This is a genomic window from Thermoactinomyces vulgaris (assembly GCF_005886755.1).
GTDB classification, from domain to species: domain Bacteria; phylum Bacillota; class Bacilli; order Thermoactinomycetales; family Thermoactinomycetaceae; genus Thermoactinomyces; species Thermoactinomyces vulgaris.
Genome location: NZ_CP039710.1, coordinates 927,643 through 948,403 on the forward strand (window position 1 = coordinate 927,643; position 20,761 = coordinate 948,403).

Genomic DNA, 20,761 nt, shown 5'->3' on the forward strand with positions numbered 1-20,761 from the left:
ACGAATACTTTGCCTTTAATCCATAAAAAAGACCAGTGAAACACTGGTCTTTACATACTGTCAATATTTTCAGCCGGGTGATATAAAGCGTTAATAAACTCTGTAAAGGAAGAGCCGAATATCTGAACACGATTGTTTAATTTATTTTTATCAAAAATAGCTTCCAATGCATCGTTTTTATCTTTCCAAAGAATCAAGGGATTCAGGTTTCCGGGACGGTAGTAAAAACAGTAATGGTTTAATGACCCGTCAAAGGCGAATGGCACGAGAAGCCCGAATTCTTTAAACTCTTCTTCCCCAAAATAGAGGGCTTCAAATTCTTCAATAATGGAATCTGGTGGGTAAAACGCATCAAAATGATAATGTTTCCCATCGACGAGGAGATACGTATTACCATCTTCCGGGGCAGCATATTGTTGCACCCAATGAATATAGTCTTTGGGAAGTTTCACACCAATTTCTTCCTCAATTTCGGCAAATTGCTCGTCGGGGATTTTTTCTTCTTGCTCAGCCCAAGAAATCAATATTTAAATCTCCTTTCTTTAATAAGCAGGCCGATAAAAAATCGATAAATTATTTTTTTCATACTAAATACAACGATGCTACCTCCTTTTTGATATTGAATAATAATGAAATGCTTCATCTATTAAATAAACTCAACTTTCAAATAATAAATAGGATGAAAATTATTTTGAAATGATTGGAGAGAGTTGAATGAAATATAAGGATTTGTTCATTTTGAGAGGTGAGGAGTTATATTGATTAAAAAAATTCTTGAGAAGAACAAAGTCTGTGGCATATCAGATGAGGTTTTAGATAGGCTGACTTGCAAGCCGCAAAAGCCCCGCACTGAAAATCTCTTTTTTATCCAGGTTTGGGGCTTATCGCAGATTGCCTTGCGTCTTGCAAATTTATGGATCCGGATGGTTTCCCGCCATTCGGATCCAATGAACGATTGGCTAGGATGGCACCATGGGATTGGTTTTTGAAAAAATGTTGATCTCTTCCTCAACGGATGCCAGATTCAATTCGTTACTGATCAATTGTGTCAAATGAAAACTGAGTTGATTCAGCCGTTTGAAATATTCCAGATCTGACTGCAGTTTGTATCCGTCCGATTCGGTTAAATGTCCGATGAAATGCAGGATGGAAAGAGCGATCCGGTTTTGTTTCCGGCCAAGGTCCGATTTGAATCGTTTTTGGATCCATTTCTCCGGCAGCTCCTTGATGAGATGGCCAAATGTCAATGGATCCTGCCCGATGTTCTTGATATAATCCGGAGACCAGGATGGATGCGCTTTATGTATTTTTTTGACCGTACGGGGATGGGCCGTAAACTGAACAGCCTGATGATAAACCGCATGGGCTGAATACAAGTGATGGTCATCCTCCGGGGCAAGATTGGCTGCGATGAGATAGTAATAAATCAGGTCACTCATGTCTTTACTGAGAAACAATTTGTTTTGGTCATGGAATTGCTTTAACCATTTGTGCAGTTCATCATATTTTTGGAAACTTTTCTTTTCGTTAAATTTTTCTTCGCTGTAATTGGGAGTGGAGAGAAGATCAAAATAGTATTTTTGGTACTTTTTTATTTTCATGATGAGTTCCTGATACAATCTCATCCGCTTTTCCAAGATTTGATCTTGGACTGAGGACCGTTGCGGCCCGGCGGAAACCGAATCGGCCTTTTGGTTTCCGTGATGCATCCGGACAAGCATGGCCACCAAAGCAAACAGGGTGATGCAAATGTTTAAAAGAGAAACAACAATGGCGGCCTCAGCTTTTGGAATGTGATCTTTGATTAACCATAAGTTGGTTCCCAAAAGAAATCCTGCAACGATGCTGAACAGAAACAACAAAATCGATGTGAATACATACTTTTTCAACGAAAACCTCTCCTTTTATCGCAAAGGGGACCCCCTTCCACCATGATTTCGTGTCACACGGTCATCAAAGGCATGAAACTTGGCATTATACCACTCGCATTTAATTTTTAATCAACAAACCGCCCTTGCGGATTGCTGAGATAGACCTTTTTCTCGAAGGAATTTTTGGATGATAAAAAATTAGTCCCCTCTGTATGAAAAATTCTGTTTCTATAGAATTATATAAAGCATGAATAAAATCTGTAAAGATTAAATAGGGAAAATACCAATAAAAAAGGCCTGAGCTTTTCCTCAGGCCTGAATGATACGAGTCTCTTATTTACGCAGCCTTAAGCGGGTAAGGAGAGAAGGGATATCATTGGCTAAAAACGCAAATGATTTTCGCTCGAAGTCTTCCAACCGGACGGTTCCGTGTTGGTTGTCCACCTCCACGATCCGGCCGTTTCCTTCCATTCCCAACGGGATGTGTTGCAATCGGGGGTGATTTTCTTTGTAACCTTTTACCATATACGCAAAACTGTCCAATTCGATCCGGGGCAACACCGGCTCCAGTGGATGCAGTCATTTTCAATAAATCCGTCGAGTTCGGCAAACCAGTAGCTGTTAAAATATGCTTTGATGGAAGGATGAAAAACAGCCCCGAGTTGATTTTCCAGTTCCGTGGTTGAGATATCATCCTTCATACAACACTTCGACCTCCAACCACGATTGGTTTTGCAGAGTGAAAAAATTATTTGTTCGTATTAATTTTTGAATTTATAATGATAATAATAACTTTAATGAGGGGGGATTATTATGAGTGAGCAAAACAACTCACAATTTCACTTTGACCGTATTACTGGACAAATTAATATTGGACAAGGAAAATCGAAAAATATTAACATGTATAATGCTGTTAGTACGGAACAAATCAATAATGTAAAACAGTTGGTTGAACGACTATTAAGCGAGATTAATGATATAAAGGAATTAAATGATGCGGACAAAGAACAAATTAAATCTTTAGTTAAAATAGTGGAATCCCAAATGGAAACGGGGAAAGTAGATCAGGGGATTGTTGCAATTCTTAATGAGAAGTTGCAAAATATTTCTAATTTATTTGAGGCAGGTTCATTTCTAAACAGTACAATTGATACCTTCATGAACTTATTAAAGTAGTAAGAGAAAGGAGAATTTATGAGTGAATAACGATAGTAAAAGTATTTTTAATATATCAAGTTTTGAGGGACAGCTAAATATTACTCAAGATGATGCGCAAACTTACGGGATTATGGGATATGAAGAAAGAAAAGGAATAAAATGTAAAGGGGTTACAAATCAAATTTTCCAAGGCAGAAGATTATTTTCAGATCATCGGGATTTGTTTTTACAGAAAATACAAGAAAGTATGGTTATAGGGGAATTAAAATTCGATTTGGATAAAAAAATTGATAAACTCTTACTGATTTGTGATCGGTTGGTGGCCGGTTATGGTGAGGATCCTTATTTTCATAAAATAAAACATATTCCAATGTTGTTAGAGCAAAAGGGATCTGATTTGATGTCCTGTTATCAGTGGAGCGATATCATCTTGGAATGGTTGAGGTTAATTTTCTTTGTTATCAATTCCAAAACATCAATTAATAAATCGAAAGTGAAAAAAATGTCTTTTAGTGAATTGTTGGTTAATTTGAAGTTAGAAAGACAATATTGCTTTCAATCATTTCTTCGATCAAAACATATGCATAACATTTCAAATCTAGTTCCTAATGATTGGGAACGAATAGGACTTGTTTCATTATTAACACCTGTATACATCTATAAGAAGAAGCTTACCCAGTACTTACGAGGCTGTATCTTGAATTCTATTGAAAATTCAAATTTAACCCCATTACTTGGATCGATTAGAGATGAGCGAAACCGGCATATAAAACAATTTGCAGCTCGTGAAGAAATTATTGGTAAATTATTTGAGATTATGACAAGCGATAAGACAGGATTTAGTCGTTATTTTATGTTAGTTGGCGATGAGGGGACAGGTAAGACAGCATTGTGTAGCAAATTATCAGAACAATTTGCTTCTATGTATACTAGTTTTGGGCCCAGGGAAATTGAGGTGAAGAAATATGCTCCATGGATACCTGGAGTTATCATGCATTACGGAAAACAATCCAATCAGCCTTATGAAATTGTTCTCTCTCTAATCGAACAAGCTAATACATTATTGCTACATCCTATACAGACTAAAGAAATCAAGGAAGTTGGAGAAATGAAAGAAATCGAGCACAAGCTGATTGAAGAGAAGATTGGACTACAAGATAAAGGATTTGATTTTGAAAAATTAATGACTATCCGACGAAATAATTTGGTTCAAAGCAATGAGAAGTTAAGTCGTTATTTATACCAAGCTTTAGATCAATTGTCTAAAGAACTTGGTCATGTTGTAGTTTTGATAGATGCATTAGATGAAATTAGTCAGGATGGTGAGACGCTTTCGTTTTTACCTAAGTCATTGCCTGATGGGGTAGTTTTATTAATGACTACACGTCCGGGGCAAGTAGAGAAATGGGTATGTTTAAATCGTCCTGTAGAAACATTCACGCTTAATCACTTGACTCGGGAAGAGATACCTTTATTAACTGGTATACCTGATGAGGGAAGTGAAGAACGGTCATTTAATGATAAAGTAATGGAAGCGAGTGATGGATGGCCTTTATTGGTGTCTGCGATTTCTAAAGAAGTGAGAAGATGTAACTTTCAAATAGATAAGGTTGAAATTTATGAAAGTAGAAGTGTTTTTTTAGATCGGATGGCAGAAAATTGGCAATCCTATTCGATTTCAGCTAAAGATAATGAGATCTTAGAAGAACTTTTACCTTTATTGGCTTTGTTTGAACCAGTTGCACCACTTCATTTTAGTGATATCCAGAGCTACTTGCACTATCATGGTTTTTATTTAAATAAACCGCGCTTGATTAGAGTATTAAAATTAGTGGAAGAGCAGATTGAGGGTTTAAAGTCAAAAACTTGGGTTAAATTGAGGTTCAAAGTTTTTGCAGAGTATGTACGAGAGGAATACTATAGCCCAATTGATATGGAAGAAGTATTTATTAATATATTAGATTGGATAGCTTCACTAAAAAATGTTACAGAAAAGAAAATGGAATTAATAGAAAAATTTTTCATCTTTTATACTGACAAAAAAAATTGCGAACAGTTGGGTGTCGAAATAGATTTATTACAACAGTTAAAGGAAAGAGGTTGCTCACAATTATTATTTAATTTATCTGATTGTCTTATTGGAGAAAGCAAAACAGTAGGCAAAAAATGTTTACTATTTGCGATTGATTTAGAAAATGTGGATGCAATGAGGAAGTTAGCGTGGCATGTAATTAATGATGAAGATTTTGGTATTGATAAAACATATGGTGAAAATCTATTGCGTCAGGCGATTGATTTGGGTTGCATTAAATCTATGTATCTATTAGGAGTGTGCTTGATTGATGGAAATCTTGGAAGAATTGATGTCTTGGAAGGGGAACAATGGTTAAGAAAAGCAGCTGAAAATGGTGAGGTTCAAGCGATGTTATCATTAGGGATAAGATTTTTAACAGGGAATGGATTTAAACAAAACTCTAAAGAAGGTGAGATGTGGTTAATTAAAGCGACACAAACAGGAGATTTACAGGCGAAACGAATCTATGGAGGAATTTTGTTTGAAGGGGAGTATTTGAATGATAGAGAAAGAGGAAAAAAATTGTTAAGAGAGGCGGCAAAAGAAGGTGATCAAAGAGCGATGTTAAGATTGGGAGTTAATCTCGTCGATAATTATATTGATAAGGATGAATTGGAAGAGGGAGAAATGTGGTTGAGAAGAGCCGCTCAGCAAGGAATAGGAAATGCAATTTTGGCTTTAGCTGGTAAGTTATACGAAGGAGTAAATTTAAAAACTCAATGGAAAGAACTCGAAGTTTGGTTGAATAAAATAAAAAGAATACCAAATATAAAAGAAATTTTAATGGGGGTTGGGGCCGTTTACTATAAAGCTAATAATTATCTATTGGCATCAAAATATTTTTTGGAATGTGCTGAAAGCCAAAATTATGGTTTAGCATATAACCTTCTGGCATATATGAAACGTAGAGAAGAAATTCCTCAGGAAAATGATAAATACTCATTTGATGAATTGATTAGGTTTTCTTTAGAAAGTGAAGAAGAAAAAGAAGAAGCGTTATTATATGCCACCATAAATAATATTCTTAATCAAGTTGCATCTAACACTGATAAAGAATCTTGGTATCAATGTGATCAAACTATTGCGGAGAAAGGAAATAAACTTTCAATAGTAACTGAATGGTGGTATAACTTGGTTGACGAAGCTGATCCAGAACGTGATCTGGTTATTGGATGGTTGGTTCGTCATAAAATTATCGATGACCCCGATGGAATGTCCATTAAAGAGCGGATGAAGAGAGCACGGGAGGGCGGTTGGAAAGTTCCAGAGTGGATGGATGATATGAGAAAATAATGGAGTAATTAAAGGGGTATCTTGATGAAGCTATGTATTGAAGAGGGAAGCAAAATATGTTTAATGTAGATTTTATTAATTGTAGATGAACTCTCCCTCAGCTAAAATATTTTCAATTTCACATGAGGTTACATACTCTTATTGTATAACTAAAGTTCAATTTGCTAATTATAATGAAATTTGTTGATTCTGAGTCTCTTGATTTGTCAAAAAGGTGACCCCAAATTGCCCGAGGGAATGTTTCATAGAGAAAAAAAGCCAGGCAGTAAGCCCGGCTATTTTGGGTTATACGGGGGTGGTGGCCATTTCGCCCTCAAGGTTTTCGGTTTGGCTGTCAATCCATGCTTTCAATTGATTGAACAGTTTTCCATATGGTTTGAGAAGATCCGGTTCGAGATGGATTGCTTGTTTTGCGAAGGGTTGCGTCAACCGTTTTTCGGTTCCTTCGGTTTCGTAAGGCTGAAGGAAGGCTTGAACATGAACGGAACGGGCATTATCCTGGTCCCGCGAGATGTTCAGGCAAAAATGAAAGCCACGGGTATGGGATGAAAAGAGATATGAGTGCTCAGCATGATTTGCGACCTTTTGCCAAGAGCGGGCGAGTTCATCATGTTGACGCAACGAACCCAGCGAGCTTTTCACAGATTCCATTTCCGATTGGATTTTTTTCATCTCCGCCTTCAGCGTTTCCATCTCCCGATGGATCTTTTTTTGTTCATCGGCCAGCTTCTGGATTTTGGATCGGGTTTCGTAAATTTGGCGCGTCAAGTATTGGAGTTCCGTTTGGACGGCGATGAGTTCCTGTTGCTTTTGTTTCAGTTTGCCGGAGGAAAACAGGCGTTTGAAAAATCCGCTGAGTTGCCGGATTTCTTTTTTCAGCTGGTTTTCAACCGCTTCTTTGGCGCTTTTTTCTTGTGTATATTTCTCTTTCTGTTCCTCATATTCAGATTGTTGTTGCAATAAATCAGTATGTTGATGATGTAAATCTTTGGTTTGCCGCTCAAGTCGGGCATATTCTTCTTCCAGTTGCGCCCGTTGTTCTTCGTGTTGCTGAATCAGTCCGGTTTGAAAACGGAAAGGAAATTCTTTTGGTGCCAGCGGTTGGGCTTGGTAACGGGCCAAAACCTGATGGATGGTGTCGTGCAAGCGTTGATCTTTGACCTTTGGTGGATCAAACGCGGGAAAAGGTTTTTCATCCAGATCCAAAAAAGCCAGTTGTTTCTCTATGGAGATCAGTTCCATCCCGGGAGGCTGATCTTCTGTTTGTGTCACCTTGCCGTAGATCGCGATTTTTCTTCCCAAAAGCGGGGAGAGGAAATCCCGGTCATAAAGGTGTCCCGGGGAAACCGTGATTTTCAATTTCTCATCAGGTCCCAAGGTCAGTTCCACGCCGTGGTACCGGTTCAAAGAGAGATTTTGCACCACACCGGTGATGATGGCATAGGAGCCGGCTGCTTGGTGTGCTGATTCATGAGAGTACAACATTTGCCCCAAATCGGTGGTTTTTCCGTCCACCTGCACCCGTTGGTGAACCCAATCTTCCTGCATTCCGTCAAACAGCTCTTGAAACAGAAAAGATTGTTCCGGGCGTTTCTTGCCGGAAGCCGGTTTGGATTCTTGGGAACGGGTTGGTGCGGCCAAACGCAGGCTTTTTTCCAAGTCCGGCAGACAGAGGACTTGATCATGGAGAACGGTTAATCCGTGCCTTTGGGCCACTTCGCGAATATAGCCGGCGTCCCGGAAAACGCATCCGGGGATGTGTTTTTGATTGGGGCGAAGCCGGAAATGATGTTCTTTGCTTTTTTTAAAGTGATAATGGCTCACTTTGGGAAGCTCAGAACGCGAAGGCGGCGTTTCATGCTCTTGGACGTAGCGCTTCCAGCAACCGAAACAGTAAAAGTCGCCCTTCATTTTGGCAAAGCGGGAAGGGTCCCGTTCCCGGAGCGCGGCGATTTCCTTTGTGTGTTTCCGTTGCCATGTCTCATTCTCCCATAACATCGCATTTCTCATACTGGTTACAGAGGGCATATCAAAGATCACCTCATATGTATAAATATTCTTCCCTCTATTACCATATCAAAGAATTACCGTTCCTTTAACCAAGGAGACCCGTTCCAGTTCTCATGATTGGTCCATCCGGTCAAATTTTCGCCCTTTTTGGCATTTATCCATCCCCGCGGGTTTAAATCCGACCGGGTGAAATAATTCTGTTTGGGCAGTGGTTTTGCTTTGACATTCCAACCAAAATTCTTTTTCATCAGCGTCATCTCCTTTTATATTTAAAAGAGAATGTTGTTTTATTGGAAATAATATTCGTTCCGTCATGTTCTTTTCCTGCTTGCAGCAGAGGGGAACCGGTTGTTGTGAACTTCCCGGGGGAGCATTAGACAAAAAATAAGAGACCATCCTTGAGATCGTCTCGCGATAATTTCATTTGTTAAATTGGCTTGAGAGAAAAAGAACAGGCTTTCTTGCCGTTTATGACAAAAAGGTATGGATTAATTCAATGCAATCATTAACCACGTTTTCGGGTGCCCGGCCTTTGATCGTAAATTGCCGTGCCTGCCAATCTAGGCTTTTGACTTGGTCCGCCAGAATGACGCCTTGAATGGGCAGACCGTCGGGCAATTTCACTTCAAATGGGTAGCCTTTTTCTTTGCGGGTGATGGGGCAGACCACAGCGAATTTGGTCACTGCGTTGAATGATTGGGGGGATAAGACAATGGCGGGGCGTCTTCCGGCCTGTTCATGCCCGGCTTGCGGATGGAAGCTGACATAAACAAGATCCCCGCGATCCGGTACGGCCATTAAATCAGCTCATTCCCTTCGGTTCCAAGCTGAATTTCCTCGTGGCGGTTTTCCGGTGTGACTTTGGCCAGAAGTTCATCCAATGTGGGCTTTTTCTTCTTTGGAACCAATTTGATCTCTTGGTTTTCCACTTTCATTTCCAATTCGGAGCCTTGCTTGATGGACAACATCTCGGCAATATGGCTGGGGATCCGAATGGCCAGGCTGTTTCCCCATTTACGGACTTGTGTCGTCATCTTCATGATTCCTCCTTGATTTTCCTCCTCTTTCATTTTATCACCTCCGGGATGCCTTGTATACACATTGTATCTACAATGCGGTTGGATTATGCATTTATCTTTCAGAATGGCAAACGGGAAAACCGGCTTTAAAATCCATCCAAAATATCCGGGGCAAAAAGGAGGAAATGGGAGGGACGAAATCAAAAAGGGAGGAAGAATTCAGCTGAGGTTTGATCAGCGGGGGAGAGAAAAATGACGGTGTTTATTATTCTTGTCCTGATGTTGTTTGCCACTTGGTTTGTTTTCTACCTGCGGGGAAAACGTTTTGCGTTGAGAGACCGTTTGCAAAAAGCAGATGCCATTGTCGTGCTTGCCGGCACCCGGGGAAACATCCGGTTTTTGGACGGCAAAATTGCGACGGCCGTGCGGTTATATCGTGAAGGATGGGCTCCCCGGATCATTTGCAGCGGAAAGTTCAGTGCCAAGGTGAATGGAACGGGGAAACCCCGGTTGATCTCTCTGGAAACATTGCGGGAGGCTGCACGGTGCGGACGGATTGAAGAAAAAGACGTTAAAAGAGCCGCCGCCACTTGGGATACCCGTCTCGGAGCCGGATATATGCGACGAAAAGCTTTGTCCATGGGGGTTCCTTCCCGTGCGGTTCTCGTCGAAGATGAGTCCCTCCATACGCGTGAAAATGCGGAGTATGTGCTGGATCTGCTTAAAGAGCATGGTTTATCCCATATCATTCTGGTGACGTCGCCCTTTCATCAATTGCGCGCTTATTTGACGTTTGCCAAAGCCTTTCAACCGCACGGGATAAAAATCACCAATTATTATGCGGATACAGGGGAATGGCGGCCTTTCACCTGGTTCCTGTCAAAAGAACATCGAAAACTGGTGAGGGGAGAAGTGCAAAGAATCAAATTGTATAAAGAAAAAGGAGATCTAATGTAAAGACGGCTTTGTTCGCACACCAAAGAAAATGAGAATCAAGCCGATTAATCCTGTAGCATAAGGATAAAGGATTGGAAAAATGAAAGATGGCCATGCAAATAACAAATCGGTATACCGGCCGACCGGATACCCTGCATATTGAACCAGAAAAGTTTGAAGATCGGTCCTCCCACCTTTATATCCGAACTCTTCTTTTGTACAGGTACCGTCTTCACGAACCTTCCATAAACGAAACGTTAACATTTCCTTCATCCCGTCACGGTAATATTTGTAATGCAATTCATTTTCATTCCTTATTTCATAGTCAGAGATCTCTGCCAAAATGAAGACATGACTTTCCTTTGTTTTGGAATCGGTGACGGCGAAGACAGAAACGTCGTCAGCTGAGGGGGGGAGGAATTCGGGAGGTTCATTTTCATGATTGGTGACGCTCTCCAGCATTCGATTTTTAAATGTATCTAACCGTTTTCCATTCAAGTAAACCTCGACATCGCCTGTGAACACGGATTTTTTGATCTCTTTTTGCGGCTTGATTTTCAATTCCACTTGGTTTCTGCCATATTTAAAATGAGGCGTGCCGGGGTGCCAGGGATCGTCAAAAGGATTAAGGGTCAGTTGTAAATGATAATCAGCGACGATTTTGTAGCGTTGGTTCATTTTTGAATTCCAAGTTTTTTCCATCGTCATTAAGGTGATTAAGGGGAAGGAAAAAAGAGAAAGGACCAAACAACCGGTTCAGCTCTATTATTATATTTTAAATATAAATAATTTTTCGAATTAATAGAATGAAAATAACACCAGCGGTTGTTTCGCTTTCCCGATATTTCATTTTGTTAATGAATGATCATTCTTATGCGTTTTCTTCCGGAAAAGGATTATGGGGGATGTATGATTTCAAATCAGGATATTCACTTGAATTCCGGGGTGGAAAAAGGGATTTATTCTTTGGGTGATTATGTGATTTTTTTCACAAAAAAGCCATACTCGCCCGCAAAAATTGGCAGCGCTTCATGCCATAATAAAGGTGAGAAGGATTAAAGCCAACGTGATTGGCAAATTGGCGGGAAAGGTGGAGAGAAGCAAATGGATTTGCTCACTTTGTCACGAATTCAATTTGCCGTGACGACGATTTATCACTTTATCTTTGTGCCTTTGTCCATTGGCTTGGTGTTTTTGATTGCTGTGATGGAGACGATGTACGTTGTCAAAGGCAAAGAAGAGTACAAAAACATGGCAAAGTTTTGGGGAAAGCTGTTTTTGATCAACTTTGCCGTCGGTGTGGTGACCGGGATCATCCAAGAGTTTCAGTTTGGGATGAACTGGTCGGATTACTCCCGGTTTGTCGGGGATGTGTTTGGTGCGCCACTTGCCATTGAAGCGTTGTTGGCTTTCTTTATGGAGTCGACGTTTATCGGGCTTTGGATTTTTGGTTGGGACCGGTTGTCCAAAAAATTGCATTTGGCTTGCATCTGGCTGGTGTTTATCGGGACGACACTGTCGGCGTTTTGGATTTTGGCGGCCAATTCGTTCATGCAACATCCGGTCGGATTTACCATCAATCAAGGCCGCGCGGAAATGAACGATTTTCTCGCCCTCATTACAAACGGGCAATTGTGGGTGGAGTTCCCGCACACGGTGCTCGGGGCGTTGGCGACCGGGGCGTTTTTGGTGACCGGGGTCAGTGCTTACAAGCTGCTTAAAAAACAAGATGTCCCATTCTTTAAAAAATCTTTCCACATCGGAATTGTCGTTGCACTCATCTCATCTTTCCTGGTGGCAATATTCGGACATCAGCAAGCGCAGTACCTGATGCATACCCAGCCCATGAAAATGGCGGCCAGTGAAGGGTTATGGGAGACCAGTGAGGATCCTGCGCCGTGGACGGTTTTTGCCGTCATCAATCCGGAAACGATGGAGAATAAATATGAAATTAAAATTCCGTACATGCTCAGCTATTTGACCTACAGCAAGTTTTCCGGATCGGTGGAGGGCATGAAGGAACTGCAACAAAAATATGAGCAGACATATGGAGCGGGAGATTATATTCCGCCGGTAAGAACCACGTTCTGGAGCTTCCGGATCATGGTTGGGGCCGGCGTGGCGATGATCCTGTTGGGAATGTACGGAACTTACCAGGCCTTGCGCAAAAAACTGCCGGATGTGAAACCGTGGTTTTACCGCATCATGGTCTTCGCCATTTCTCTTCCGCATATCGCCAATGCTTCGGGATGGATCATGACCGAGATCGGCCGCCAGCCGTGGACGGTTTTCGGGCACATGACTACCGCAGACAGTGTTTCGCCGGGTGTGACGGCAGGGGAAGTGCTGTTTTCGCTCATCGCTTTCACGGCGATTTACACGATCCTGGCGATTGTGATGGCTTACTTGTTTGTCCGGGTCATTAAAAAAGGGCCGCATGTAGCCGTTGAAGAGGAAGCCCAGTCGGAAGACCCGTTTGAAATGGGGGGACAACGCCATGCTGTATCTCAATGAATTGTGGTTTGTGTTGGTGGCCGTGCTCTTTGTCGGGTTCTTCTTTTTGGAGGGATTTGACTTTGGGATCGGGATGTCGACGAAGTTTCTGGCCAGAACGGACGGGGAGCGGAGGGTTTTGATCAATGCCATCGGCCCGTTCTGGGATGCGAATGAGGTGTGGCTCCTGACTGCCGGCGGTGCGATGTTTGCCGCATTTCCGCACTGGTATGCCACGCTGTTCAGCGGATATTATTTGCCGCTGGTGATCGTCCTGCTGGCTTTGATCGGCCGGGGCGTTTCCTTTGAATTCCGCGGGAAAGTGAACAGCGAAAAGTGGAAAAAAACCTGGGATGAAGTGATTTTTTGGGGAAGTTTGTTGCCTCCGTTTTTGTTCGGGGTTTTGTTTGCTGGTTTGATCCAAGGGTTGCCCGTGGATCATCAGATGGAACTGAATGCCGGGCTGTTTGACATGGTTAACTTGTACACCGTGACCGGCGGCGTGACGGTTACCGTTTTATGCCTTGTGCACGGTCTCCTGTTCGCCACGCTGAAGACGACGGGGGATTTGCGGGACCGGGCGCGGAAACTGGCCAAACGCCTGTTGGTTCCGCTGGCCATGTTGCTGGTGGCGTTTGGGGGCATGACCTGCTTAAAAACCGATTTGTTTAACGTGCGCGGGGACATTCTGACCGTGACGTTCCTGTTAGGGACGGCGGCTTTCCTGGTGGCCGGAGCGATGATTTCAAAGAAAAAAGACGGCTGGGCTTTCGGCATGATGGGCACGGTGATCACCCTCGCGATTGCCTCGGTCTTTACGGGCATGTTCCCCCGCGTGATGATCAGTTCCATTGACAGTGCCTATAACCTGACGGTTTATAATGCGGCTTCCGGACCGTATTCGCTGAAAGTGATGACGATCGTGGCTTTGACGCTGTTGCCTTTTGTGTTGGGATACCAAATTTGGAACTACTACATTTTCCGCAAAAGATTGTCTGAAAAGGAGCACTTGGAATATTGATGAACCGCAATTGGTTGAAGCTTCAAGGGGTGAAGGGCTTCCTCTTGAAGCTTTTCATCATGACAGTCATTCAAAGTGTCGCGATCATCATGGCGGCGAAGTGGCTCTCCGGTGTGGTTTCGGCTTTGTTTGCCGGGGAGCCGCCGGCTGAGCAAGCTGTTTTAATGGGACTGTTTTTGGTGTTTTTCCTTCTGCGCCACGGGATGCAGTTTCTGATGGATCAATCGGCCTCCCGTTTTGCGGAGCGGACGGGAGCCGGGGTGAGAAAACAACTCCTGAAAAAGCTGGTGCAAAACGGGCCGCGCTTTGCCAAACGGGAAGGGACGGGTAACTTGGTGACGCTGGTGTTGGAAGGTGTCACGCAATTTCGCACGTATTTGGAACTGTTTTTCCCCCGCATGATTTCCGTCGCCGTGACACCGGCCCTCCTGTTGGTTTATGTGTATACGCTGGATGTGACCTCCGGTCTGATTTTAACGGTGACCCTGCCCGTTTTAATCGTGTTTTTGATTCTTGTCGGTATGGCGGCGCAAAAGCATACGGAAAAACAGATGGCCTCGTTTCGGGTTTTATCCAATCATTTTGTCGATTCGCTGCGCGGACTGGAAACGTTGAAATTCCTCGGGCGGAGCCGGGCACACGGCCACACGATGGAAAGGGTGAGCAACCGGTACCGGGAAGCGACCATGCGCACCTTGCGCGTTGCTTTTTTGTCCTCGTTTGCGTTGGAGTTTTTCACCATGCTTTCCGTGGCCTCGGTGGCGGTGCATCTGGGACTTGAACTGATCAAAGGACACATGTCGCTGGCGACGGCACTGGCCATTCTGATGTTGGCGCCGGAGTATTTCTTGCCGGTCCGGATGGTGGGAGCGGATTACCACGCCACATTGGACGGAAAAGAAGCAGGGGAAGCGATTTTCGGGATCATCGGACAAAAAGAAGAACCCGTCACTGCCAAGCTTCCCGCTTCGTTTGTCTGGGACAAAGACAGCTTCTTGTCGCTCACTTCGCTTGTGGTTCGCCATGAAGAAAAAGGATCGGCTTCTTTGGAAAAGGTGTCGTTTGAGATCCGAGGATTTCAAAAGGTGGGGATCGTCGGGGAGAGCGGAGCCGGCAAATCGACATTGATCGATGTGCTGGCCGGCTTTAAGCGGCCGGAGTCCGGTTCGGTTTGCATCAACGGAATAAAGCTCTCGTCTTTGATGGAAGAAAGATGGCGCGGGCAAACGACGTACATCCCGCAACATCCGTATTTGTTCAGTGCCTCTTTGGAAGACAACATCCGGTTTTACAAGCCGGACGCCACCCGGGAAGAAGTGGAAAAAGCGGCAGCGTCCGCCGGCCTCACGAAACTGATTCAAACATTGCCCGGCGGATTGGATCAAATCGTCGGAAACGGCGGCAGATCGTTAAGCGGCGGCCAGGAACAGCGGGTGGCATTGGCCCGGGCTTTTTTAAACGACCGCCCCGTTGTGCTGTTGGATGAACCGACGGCACATTTGGACGTGGAGACCGAGTATGAACTGAAAGAAACGATGCTTCGTTTGTTTGAAAACAAACTCGTCTTCCTGGCCACGCACCGGCTGCACTGGATGCCGCACATGGATGTGGTGTTGGTGCTGGACAAGGGGAAAGTGGTTGAAACCGGAACCCATGAGGAGCTGCTGGCGCAAAAAAGCTTGTATTATCAGTTGTTTCAAGCGCAAAGGGAAGGGTTGGCATGAAAAAGGAACAATGGATTTTCGCTTATCTCCGGTCTCACCGTCTGCGGTTTTTGCTGGTCATTGGATTGGGGATTTTGACGGCCGGTTGTGCGGCGGCCCTGATGTTTACTTCCGGTTTTTTGATTTCCAAATCGGCGCTTCGTCCGGAAAACATTCTCATGGTTTATGTGCCGATCGTTCTGGTTCGGACGTTTGGGATCGGGCGTGCGGTGCTCCATTATGCGGAGCGGTTGATCAGCCATGATATGGTGTTGCGCATTCTGGCCAAGATGCGTGTCCGTCTGTACTGGATCTTGGAACCGCAGGCACTTTTCCTTCACTCCCGTTACCGGACAGGGGATATGTTGGGGACGCTTGCCGATGACATCGAACAATTGCAGGATGTGTATGTGAGGACGATTTTCCCGGCGGTGACCGCGCTGGTGATTTACGGGTTGGCCGTTGCGGCTTTGGGAACGTTTGACCTTTCGTTTGCCCTTTGGATGGCTTTGTATCTGTTTTTCCTGGTGGTTCTTTTGCCGCTTGTCTCGCTTTGGGTGACACAGGTGAGGCAGCGCCGCATGAGGAAAAACCGGAACCGTTTGTACCGGGAGTGGACGGATGCGGTCATGGGGCTTTCGGATTGGGTGATCAGCGGGCGGTCGGCAGAATTGATTGCGTCGCATGAGGCGGATGAAGACCGGTTGGCTGTTGAGGAGAGAAGGTTAAAGCGCTGGAAGCAGTGGAGAACGCTGGTCGGACAAATCATGCTCGGAGTCCTGGTGATCTTCATGGTTTCCTGGGCCGGTGGCCACGCACAAAACGGCCAACTTGCCGCCCCCATGATTGCCGCGTTTACGTTGATTGTCTTTCCGTTGACGGATGTGTTTCTTCCGGTGTCCGAAGCCGTGGAAAAAATTCCGCAATACCGCCATTCGCTGAACAGGATACATCGTTTCGGCAGATCGGGTTTCGTTCCGCCATCCGAACCGGAAGTTGCGGAAGAAGAGTTGCAAAAGGCGAAACAAAAAGCGGATATCCGGTTGAAAAAGGTGTCCCATCGGTATGAAGGTGCTGATGAATGGAGCATGGACAACATTTCCCTGGATATTCCCCACGGGAAGAAAGTGGCATTGATCGGACGGAGCGGAGCCGGAAAGTCGACCCTCATCAAACTGATCCGGGGCATGTTGGCTCCCGAACGCGGACAGGTGACCATCAACGGGGTGGATGCCGTCCGGTTCGGCGGGGAAATTTCAAAAGTGATTTCCGTGTTAAACCAGCGGCCGCATTTGTTTGACACCACCGTAGCCAATAATATCCGGCTGGGCAAACCGGATGCGACCGATGAAGAAGTCCGCCGGGTGGCCCGGCAAGTCCGACTGGATGCACTGATCGAATCCCTGCCCCTGGGGTATGACACCCCGATGATGGAAACGGGAGAGCGATTTTCTGGCGGGGAACGGCAACGGATTGCATTGGCCCGGATATTGCTGCAAAACACGCCCGTGATGGTTTTGGATGAGCCGACGGTGGGACTGGATCCCCGGACGGAACGGGATTTGCTTGCGACGATTTTTCAGGTTGCCGCCGGAAAAACCCTGATCTGGATTACACACCATTTGACGGGAGTGGAAAAAATGGATGAGGTGGTCTTTATTGAAAACGGAAGGATTGAAATGATCGGTCCGCATGAAGAACTGCTTGCCTGTTTGCCACGTTACCGCCGTTTATATCACTTGGATCGTCCGGTGATGCCGGAAGAAGCCAGTGGATCCGGACGATGAAGAAAGCCTCCTTTGTCCCGGGTTTAAGCCCGGAGCAAAGGAGGCTGTTTTCTTACCAACCATATGGGAATTTCATCAACACAAGGATCAGATACATGCAAATCGAGGTCAGGATGGCATGAAAGCGCACTTTTTTCAGCCAGCCGGTCCGGTCCTCTTCAAAGGACGGGGGAGCTTTCCGGCAATAATATCCGAACATCCCGCCAAATGCGCCCACACCGGTAAATACAACCGCCACAAGGATGATCCACAATACCGGATAATTTCCTTGAAGATACATGATGAGGCCCGTGACGAATTGAGCGACCAAAATCCATTGGACGGTGAAGTTCATCCAGTAATAAACTTGCAGAACCTCCCGGTTTTGTAACCACGTTTTGCGCAAGAAGAAGGGCAATAACAAATAGAAGCCCATGCCGACGGCTCCCAAGAGATGAAGAAACAGCATGATCCGGTTCAAGAATGCTTCTCCTTTCTTTGAGTGATGGTGAACATTTTATTCTATCATGGAAAGGCCGATGGGTTTGTGAGATTTATCGCAAGACCAAAAAGATTTTGATGCAGCCGATCAACCGTCCGGTCGGGCGCGGCGGTCCGCACAACATGATGCTTTGGCTCCAAATCAGTTTCCTGTCTTTTTATATCAACTTATAATATACTAATAAATAAAACTTTTGTTGAATCAGCTTGAAAGGATTGGACAAGCAGATGATCAATCAGCAGGGGCATGAAGCATGGCGGGGGATTAAACAGGGTTTTGCGGAGGGAGTCTTAAAGTCCGTTCCCATCGTCATCGGTTATCTCCCGGTGGCGGTTGCTTTCGGCCTGATTTCCACCCAATCCGGTCTTTCTCTTTATCACACGGTGCTGATGAGTGTCATGGTTTATGCCGGAGCCAGCCAATTCATGGCCGTGTCGATGTTGGCAGGCGGAGTGGGGGCAATGGAGATTATCTTGGCGACCTTTATTTTAAATTTCAGGCATTTTATCATGAGTTTATCTCTGATGAACGGAATAAAATCCGTCCCGAATCAATGGAAGTGGGTTTTGTCTTCGTGGATCACGGATGAAACGTTCAGTGTGGCTTCTTTTCATAAAGAAAAAGCCGGTCCCGGGTTTTTGGCGGGTTTGATGCTCACCGCTTACGGATCGTGGATTTTTGGCACCTTGTCGGGCGCGCTCCTCGGGGATTTTATTCCGCCGGTCATCGGGGAAAGCATGTCCATTGCTTTGTATGCCATGTTCATCGGGCTGTTGGTGCCATCCGTGCGGAAGAACTGGAGAATCGGGTTGATCAGCGTTCTTTCCATGCTTCTTTGTTACCTTTTCAGCCAATTTACAAGCAGCGGCTGGTCGATTGTGCTGGCAACCGTATTGGGAAGCCTGGCAGGTTTGGTTCTGAAACGGAGGGAGACTGATGAATGAATTCTTGATCATCCTCGGCATGGCAGTGGTGACTTTGATCCCGAGATGGTTGCCGGTCCTCATTATCGGGCGCTTCACTTTTCCCAAACGGGTGAATGACTGGTTGGGCTTCATTCCTTATGCTGCACTGGGCGCTTTGATTTTTCCCGGGATCTTAAGCGTGGATGCCGAAAATCCTTCCACCGGACTGATCGGCGGTCTGGTCGCCGCCCTGTTGGCGGTTTTTCGCGCCCCGGTTCTGTTGGTGATTGCCGGTTCGATTTTAACGGTCATGATTTTAAAAGGCGGATAAAAAGGGAGGGAACCTGGTTCCCTCCCTTTTTTCCGGTCAGTCCATCATCCGCACCAGGATGCGGTTGATGGAAATCAACAAGAGGCCGAAGAAGATGGCCAGTCCTCCAATGATGGCGAAAATCTCCATGAAGCCGAACGATGTGGTCAGTGCAGCGATTTGGCCGCCCAAGATATTGGCCACCCCGGTGCTGGCCAACCAGACTCCCATGAGAAGCGAAGCCAGTTTGACCGGCGCAATGCGGCTGACCAAGGAAAGCCCGATCGGAGACAAGAAAAGTTCTCCCAAGGTATGGAACAAATAAGTGAACACAATAAACAGCAGGTTGGCTTTGACCGTGATATGTTCCGCATCACTGCCGGTTTGAAGCACGGCAGCCATCAGAATCAAAAAGCCTGTGCCCAAAAGAACCATTCCCAGCCCCATTTTGATGGGAACGGGCAAATCTCCCCGCTTGGAGTTGGCCAGTTTGGTCCACAGCATGGAAACCAAGGGTGCCAGCAGAATGATAAACAACGGGTTGACCGATTGGAACCAGGAAATGGGGATTTCCCATCCGAAGAGGGTCCGGTCGATAAAGTCCCGGGTGTAAAGCGTCATGGAGCTTCCTGCTTGTTCAAAACCGGCCCAGAAAAAGACGACAAAACAAGTGATGAGGATGATGGCCAGCGTCCGTTGTTTTTCCTTTTTGGTCAACGGCTCGTTGGCTTTGGGATTGGCGGCCGTTTTCTTGCCGGCCGGTTTCATCCCGATGTCCCCCAAATAGCGTTTTCCCAACAGGTTAAAAGCCAGTTGTCCCGCGATCATTCCGATGGCAGCGGCAAGAAAAGCGTATTTAAAGCCGTATTGCACCACTCCGTTGACGGTGGTTTTAAAGAAATCTTCGGCCAAAAAACCGCAAATGAGCGGGGCAAACAAGGCGCCCAGGTTGATGCCCATGTAAAAAATCGTAAACGCTGCATCGCGCCGTTTGTCTTGTTCGCTGTAAAGTTCGCCCAAGAGGGTGGAGATATTGGGTTTAAAGAAACCGTTCCCCAGGATGATCAGCGCCAGTCCGATATATAACGCCGCCTGACTCTGGTTAATGAACAGCACCAGGTTTCCGAGCGCCATGGTGACACCCCCGATGGTGATGGCCAGGCGTTTTCCGATGAAATGGTCGGTCAGCCAGCCGCCGGCAAGCGGTGTGAAATAACAAGCGCCGGTGTAAAAGCCGTAAATCATCGATGCGGTCGCAGGATCAAATCCCAAACCGCCGCTGGCCAGACTGGCGGTTAAATACAAGATCAACAAACTCCGCAATCCATAGTAACTGAATCGTTCCCACATCTCCGTGAAAAAAAGCAGTTTGAGTCCGGGAGGATGTTTTTTCGTGGATGCCGATTCCGCTATGTTTTCTTCGATTTCCACTGCTGCTTCCATGTGATGATCCCTCCTTGAATGTTGCCTGATTGCCTGGCTGGTTGATTGATTAAGTGAAATACTTTGGAAAAAAATAAAAATCCAGCAGAAAAAAAGGCTTGCCGTTAAAATTTTGGAACAATTATAGAAAAAACATCGAATATTATCTTTGAAAATTTTAAAGGAAATATTTCTGTTCGTCAAAGGTTAATGATTGGGAAAAAGATTGCCAAGCGAGGAAGAGATCTTGGATGAATATTTAAAACTTATGGACAAAT

Annotated in this window: 20 protein-coding genes; 9 read left to right on the forward strand and 11 right to left on the reverse strand. The window is 45.1% G+C overall.

Translation table 11 applies throughout. The annotated features are described in order from the left end of the window. Positions 1-50 precede the first annotated feature (50 nt). The 4 genes from FA954_RS04820 to FA954_RS04830 form a co-directional block, all read right to left on the reverse strand. Entirely contained in the window at positions 51-524 is a 474-nt protein-coding gene (locus FA954_RS04820; RefSeq protein ID WP_037994658.1) for an SMI1/KNR4 family protein, read from the reverse strand. Between the two features lie 435 nt (positions 525-959). Continuing rightward, positions 960-1,889: a hypothetical protein gene (locus tag FA954_RS04825; protein ID WP_037994656.1), complete on the reverse strand. Its 930-nt coding sequence runs from the start codon at positions 1,887-1,889 to the stop codon at positions 960-962. A gap of 315 nt (positions 1,890-2,204) precedes the next feature. After that, positions 2,205-2,429: a hypothetical protein gene (locus tag FA954_RS13640; RefSeq protein WP_049720376.1), complete on the reverse strand. Its 225-nt coding sequence runs from the start codon at positions 2,427-2,429 to the stop codon at positions 2,205-2,207. Beyond that, positions 2,390-2,572: a hypothetical protein gene (locus FA954_RS04830; RefSeq protein WP_121874189.1), complete on the reverse strand. Its 183-nt coding sequence runs from the start codon at positions 2,570-2,572 to the stop codon at positions 2,390-2,392. The genes FA954_RS13640 and FA954_RS04830 overlap by 40 nt, the downstream gene beginning before the upstream one ends. A gap of 112 nt (positions 2,573-2,684) precedes the next feature. On the opposite strand from FA954_RS04830, the gene FA954_RS04835 reads away from it, so the two are divergent. Next, entirely contained in the window at positions 2,685-3,047 is a 363-nt protein-coding gene (locus FA954_RS04835; RefSeq protein WP_037994654.1) for a hypothetical protein, read from the forward strand. Between the two features lie 22 nt (positions 3,048-3,069). Continuing rightward, positions 3,070-6,396 (forward strand): AAA family ATPase, encoded by a 3,327-nt coding sequence (locus FA954_RS04840; RefSeq protein WP_049720375.1) that lies wholly within the window; start codon positions 3,070-3,072, stop codon positions 6,394-6,396. 285 nt (positions 6,397-6,681) lie between these two features. Here FA954_RS04840 and FA954_RS04845 read toward each other — a convergent pair whose 3' ends face one another. From FA954_RS04845 to FA954_RS04855, 4 genes are all read right to left on the reverse strand, one after another. Then, positions 6,682-8,394 carry a hypothetical protein gene (locus tag FA954_RS04845; protein WP_138614901.1) on the reverse strand — a complete coding sequence of 571 codons (1,713 nt, stop codon included), beginning with the start codon at positions 8,392-8,394 and terminating at the stop codon, positions 6,682-6,684. Between the two features lie 86 nt (positions 8,395-8,480). Continuing rightward, positions 8,481-8,654: a hypothetical protein gene (locus tag FA954_RS13645; protein ID WP_156473333.1), complete on the reverse strand. Its 174-nt coding sequence runs from the start codon at positions 8,652-8,654 to the stop codon at positions 8,481-8,483. 220 nt (positions 8,655-8,874) lie between these two features. Beyond that, a complete protein-coding gene (locus FA954_RS04850) occupies positions 8,875-9,204 on the reverse strand; it encodes a type II toxin-antitoxin system PemK/MazF family toxin (protein ID WP_121874194.1) in 330 nt (109 codons plus the stop codon). Beyond that, on the reverse strand, positions 9,204-9,476 hold the full coding sequence (locus FA954_RS04855) for an AbrB/MazE/SpoVT family DNA-binding domain-containing protein (RefSeq protein WP_037994644.1): 273 nt from the start codon (positions 9,474-9,476) through the stop codon (positions 9,204-9,206). The genes FA954_RS04850 and FA954_RS04855 overlap by 1 nt, the downstream gene beginning before the upstream one ends. Positions 9,477-9,677: 201 nt before the next feature. Between FA954_RS04855 and FA954_RS04860 the strand changes: the two genes are divergently transcribed. Beyond that, a complete protein-coding gene (locus tag FA954_RS04860) occupies positions 9,678-10,382 on the forward strand; it encodes a YdcF family protein (protein WP_138614902.1) in 705 nt (234 codons plus the stop codon). On the opposite strand, the gene FA954_RS04865 is transcribed toward FA954_RS04860, so the two are convergent. Then, positions 10,374-11,039: a hypothetical protein gene (locus tag FA954_RS04865; RefSeq protein ID WP_138614903.1), complete on the reverse strand. Its 666-nt coding sequence runs from the start codon at positions 11,037-11,039 to the stop codon at positions 10,374-10,376. The genes FA954_RS04860 and FA954_RS04865 overlap by 9 nt on opposite strands. 426 nt (positions 11,040-11,465) lie before the next feature. Between FA954_RS04865 and FA954_RS04870 the strand changes: the two genes are divergently transcribed. The 4 genes from FA954_RS04870 to cydC are packed head-to-tail and all read left to right on the forward strand — an operon-like array spanning position 11,466 to position 17,365. Continuing rightward, complete coding sequence (locus FA954_RS04870) at positions 11,466-12,875, forward strand: cytochrome ubiquinol oxidase subunit I (RefSeq protein ID WP_138614904.1); 1,410 nt, start codon at positions 11,466-11,468, stop codon at positions 12,873-12,875. Then, the gene (gene cydB / locus FA954_RS04875; RefSeq protein ID WP_037994635.1) at positions 12,859-13,875 is read left to right on the forward strand and encodes a cytochrome d ubiquinol oxidase subunit II; all 1,017 of its coding nucleotides are present in this window, start codon (positions 12,859-12,861) and stop codon (positions 13,873-13,875) included. The genes FA954_RS04870 and cydB overlap by 17 nt, the downstream gene beginning before the upstream one ends. Continuing rightward, entirely contained in the window at positions 13,875-15,599 is a 1,725-nt protein-coding gene (gene cydD, locus FA954_RS04880; RefSeq protein WP_037994730.1) for a thiol reductant ABC exporter subunit CydD, read from the forward strand. Before cydB ends, cydD begins: the two co-directional genes overlap by 1 nt. Continuing rightward, a complete protein-coding gene (gene cydC / locus FA954_RS04885; protein WP_138614905.1) occupies positions 15,596-17,365 on the forward strand; it encodes a thiol reductant ABC exporter subunit CydC in 1,770 nt (589 codons plus the stop codon). Before cydD ends, cydC begins: the two co-directional genes overlap by 4 nt. A 52-nt stretch (positions 17,366-17,417) precedes the next feature. Here cydC and FA954_RS04890 read toward each other — a convergent pair whose 3' ends face one another. After that, positions 17,418-17,825, reverse strand: a complete 408-nt coding sequence (locus FA954_RS04890) for a hypothetical protein (protein ID WP_138614906.1) — start codon at positions 17,823-17,825, stop codon at positions 17,418-17,420. 248 nt (positions 17,826-18,073) lie between these two features. Here FA954_RS04890 and FA954_RS04895 point away from each other — a divergent pair, with 248 nt between their 5' ends. Beyond that, positions 18,074-18,790, forward strand: a complete 717-nt coding sequence (locus FA954_RS04895) for an AzlC family ABC transporter permease (RefSeq protein ID WP_049720369.1) — start codon at positions 18,074-18,076, stop codon at positions 18,788-18,790. Then, on the forward strand, positions 18,783-19,082 hold the full coding sequence (locus FA954_RS04900; RefSeq protein ID WP_037994628.1) for an AzlD domain-containing protein: 300 nt from the start codon (positions 18,783-18,785) through the stop codon (positions 19,080-19,082). Before FA954_RS04895 ends, FA954_RS04900 begins: the two co-directional genes overlap by 8 nt. Positions 19,083-19,118: 36 nt before the next feature. On the opposite strand, the gene FA954_RS04905 is transcribed toward FA954_RS04900, so the two are convergent. After that, positions 19,119-20,504 (reverse strand): peptide MFS transporter, encoded by a 1,386-nt coding sequence (locus tag FA954_RS04905; protein ID WP_138614907.1) that lies wholly within the window; start codon positions 20,502-20,504, stop codon positions 19,119-19,121. Between the last annotated feature and the right edge of the window lie 257 nt (positions 20,505-20,761).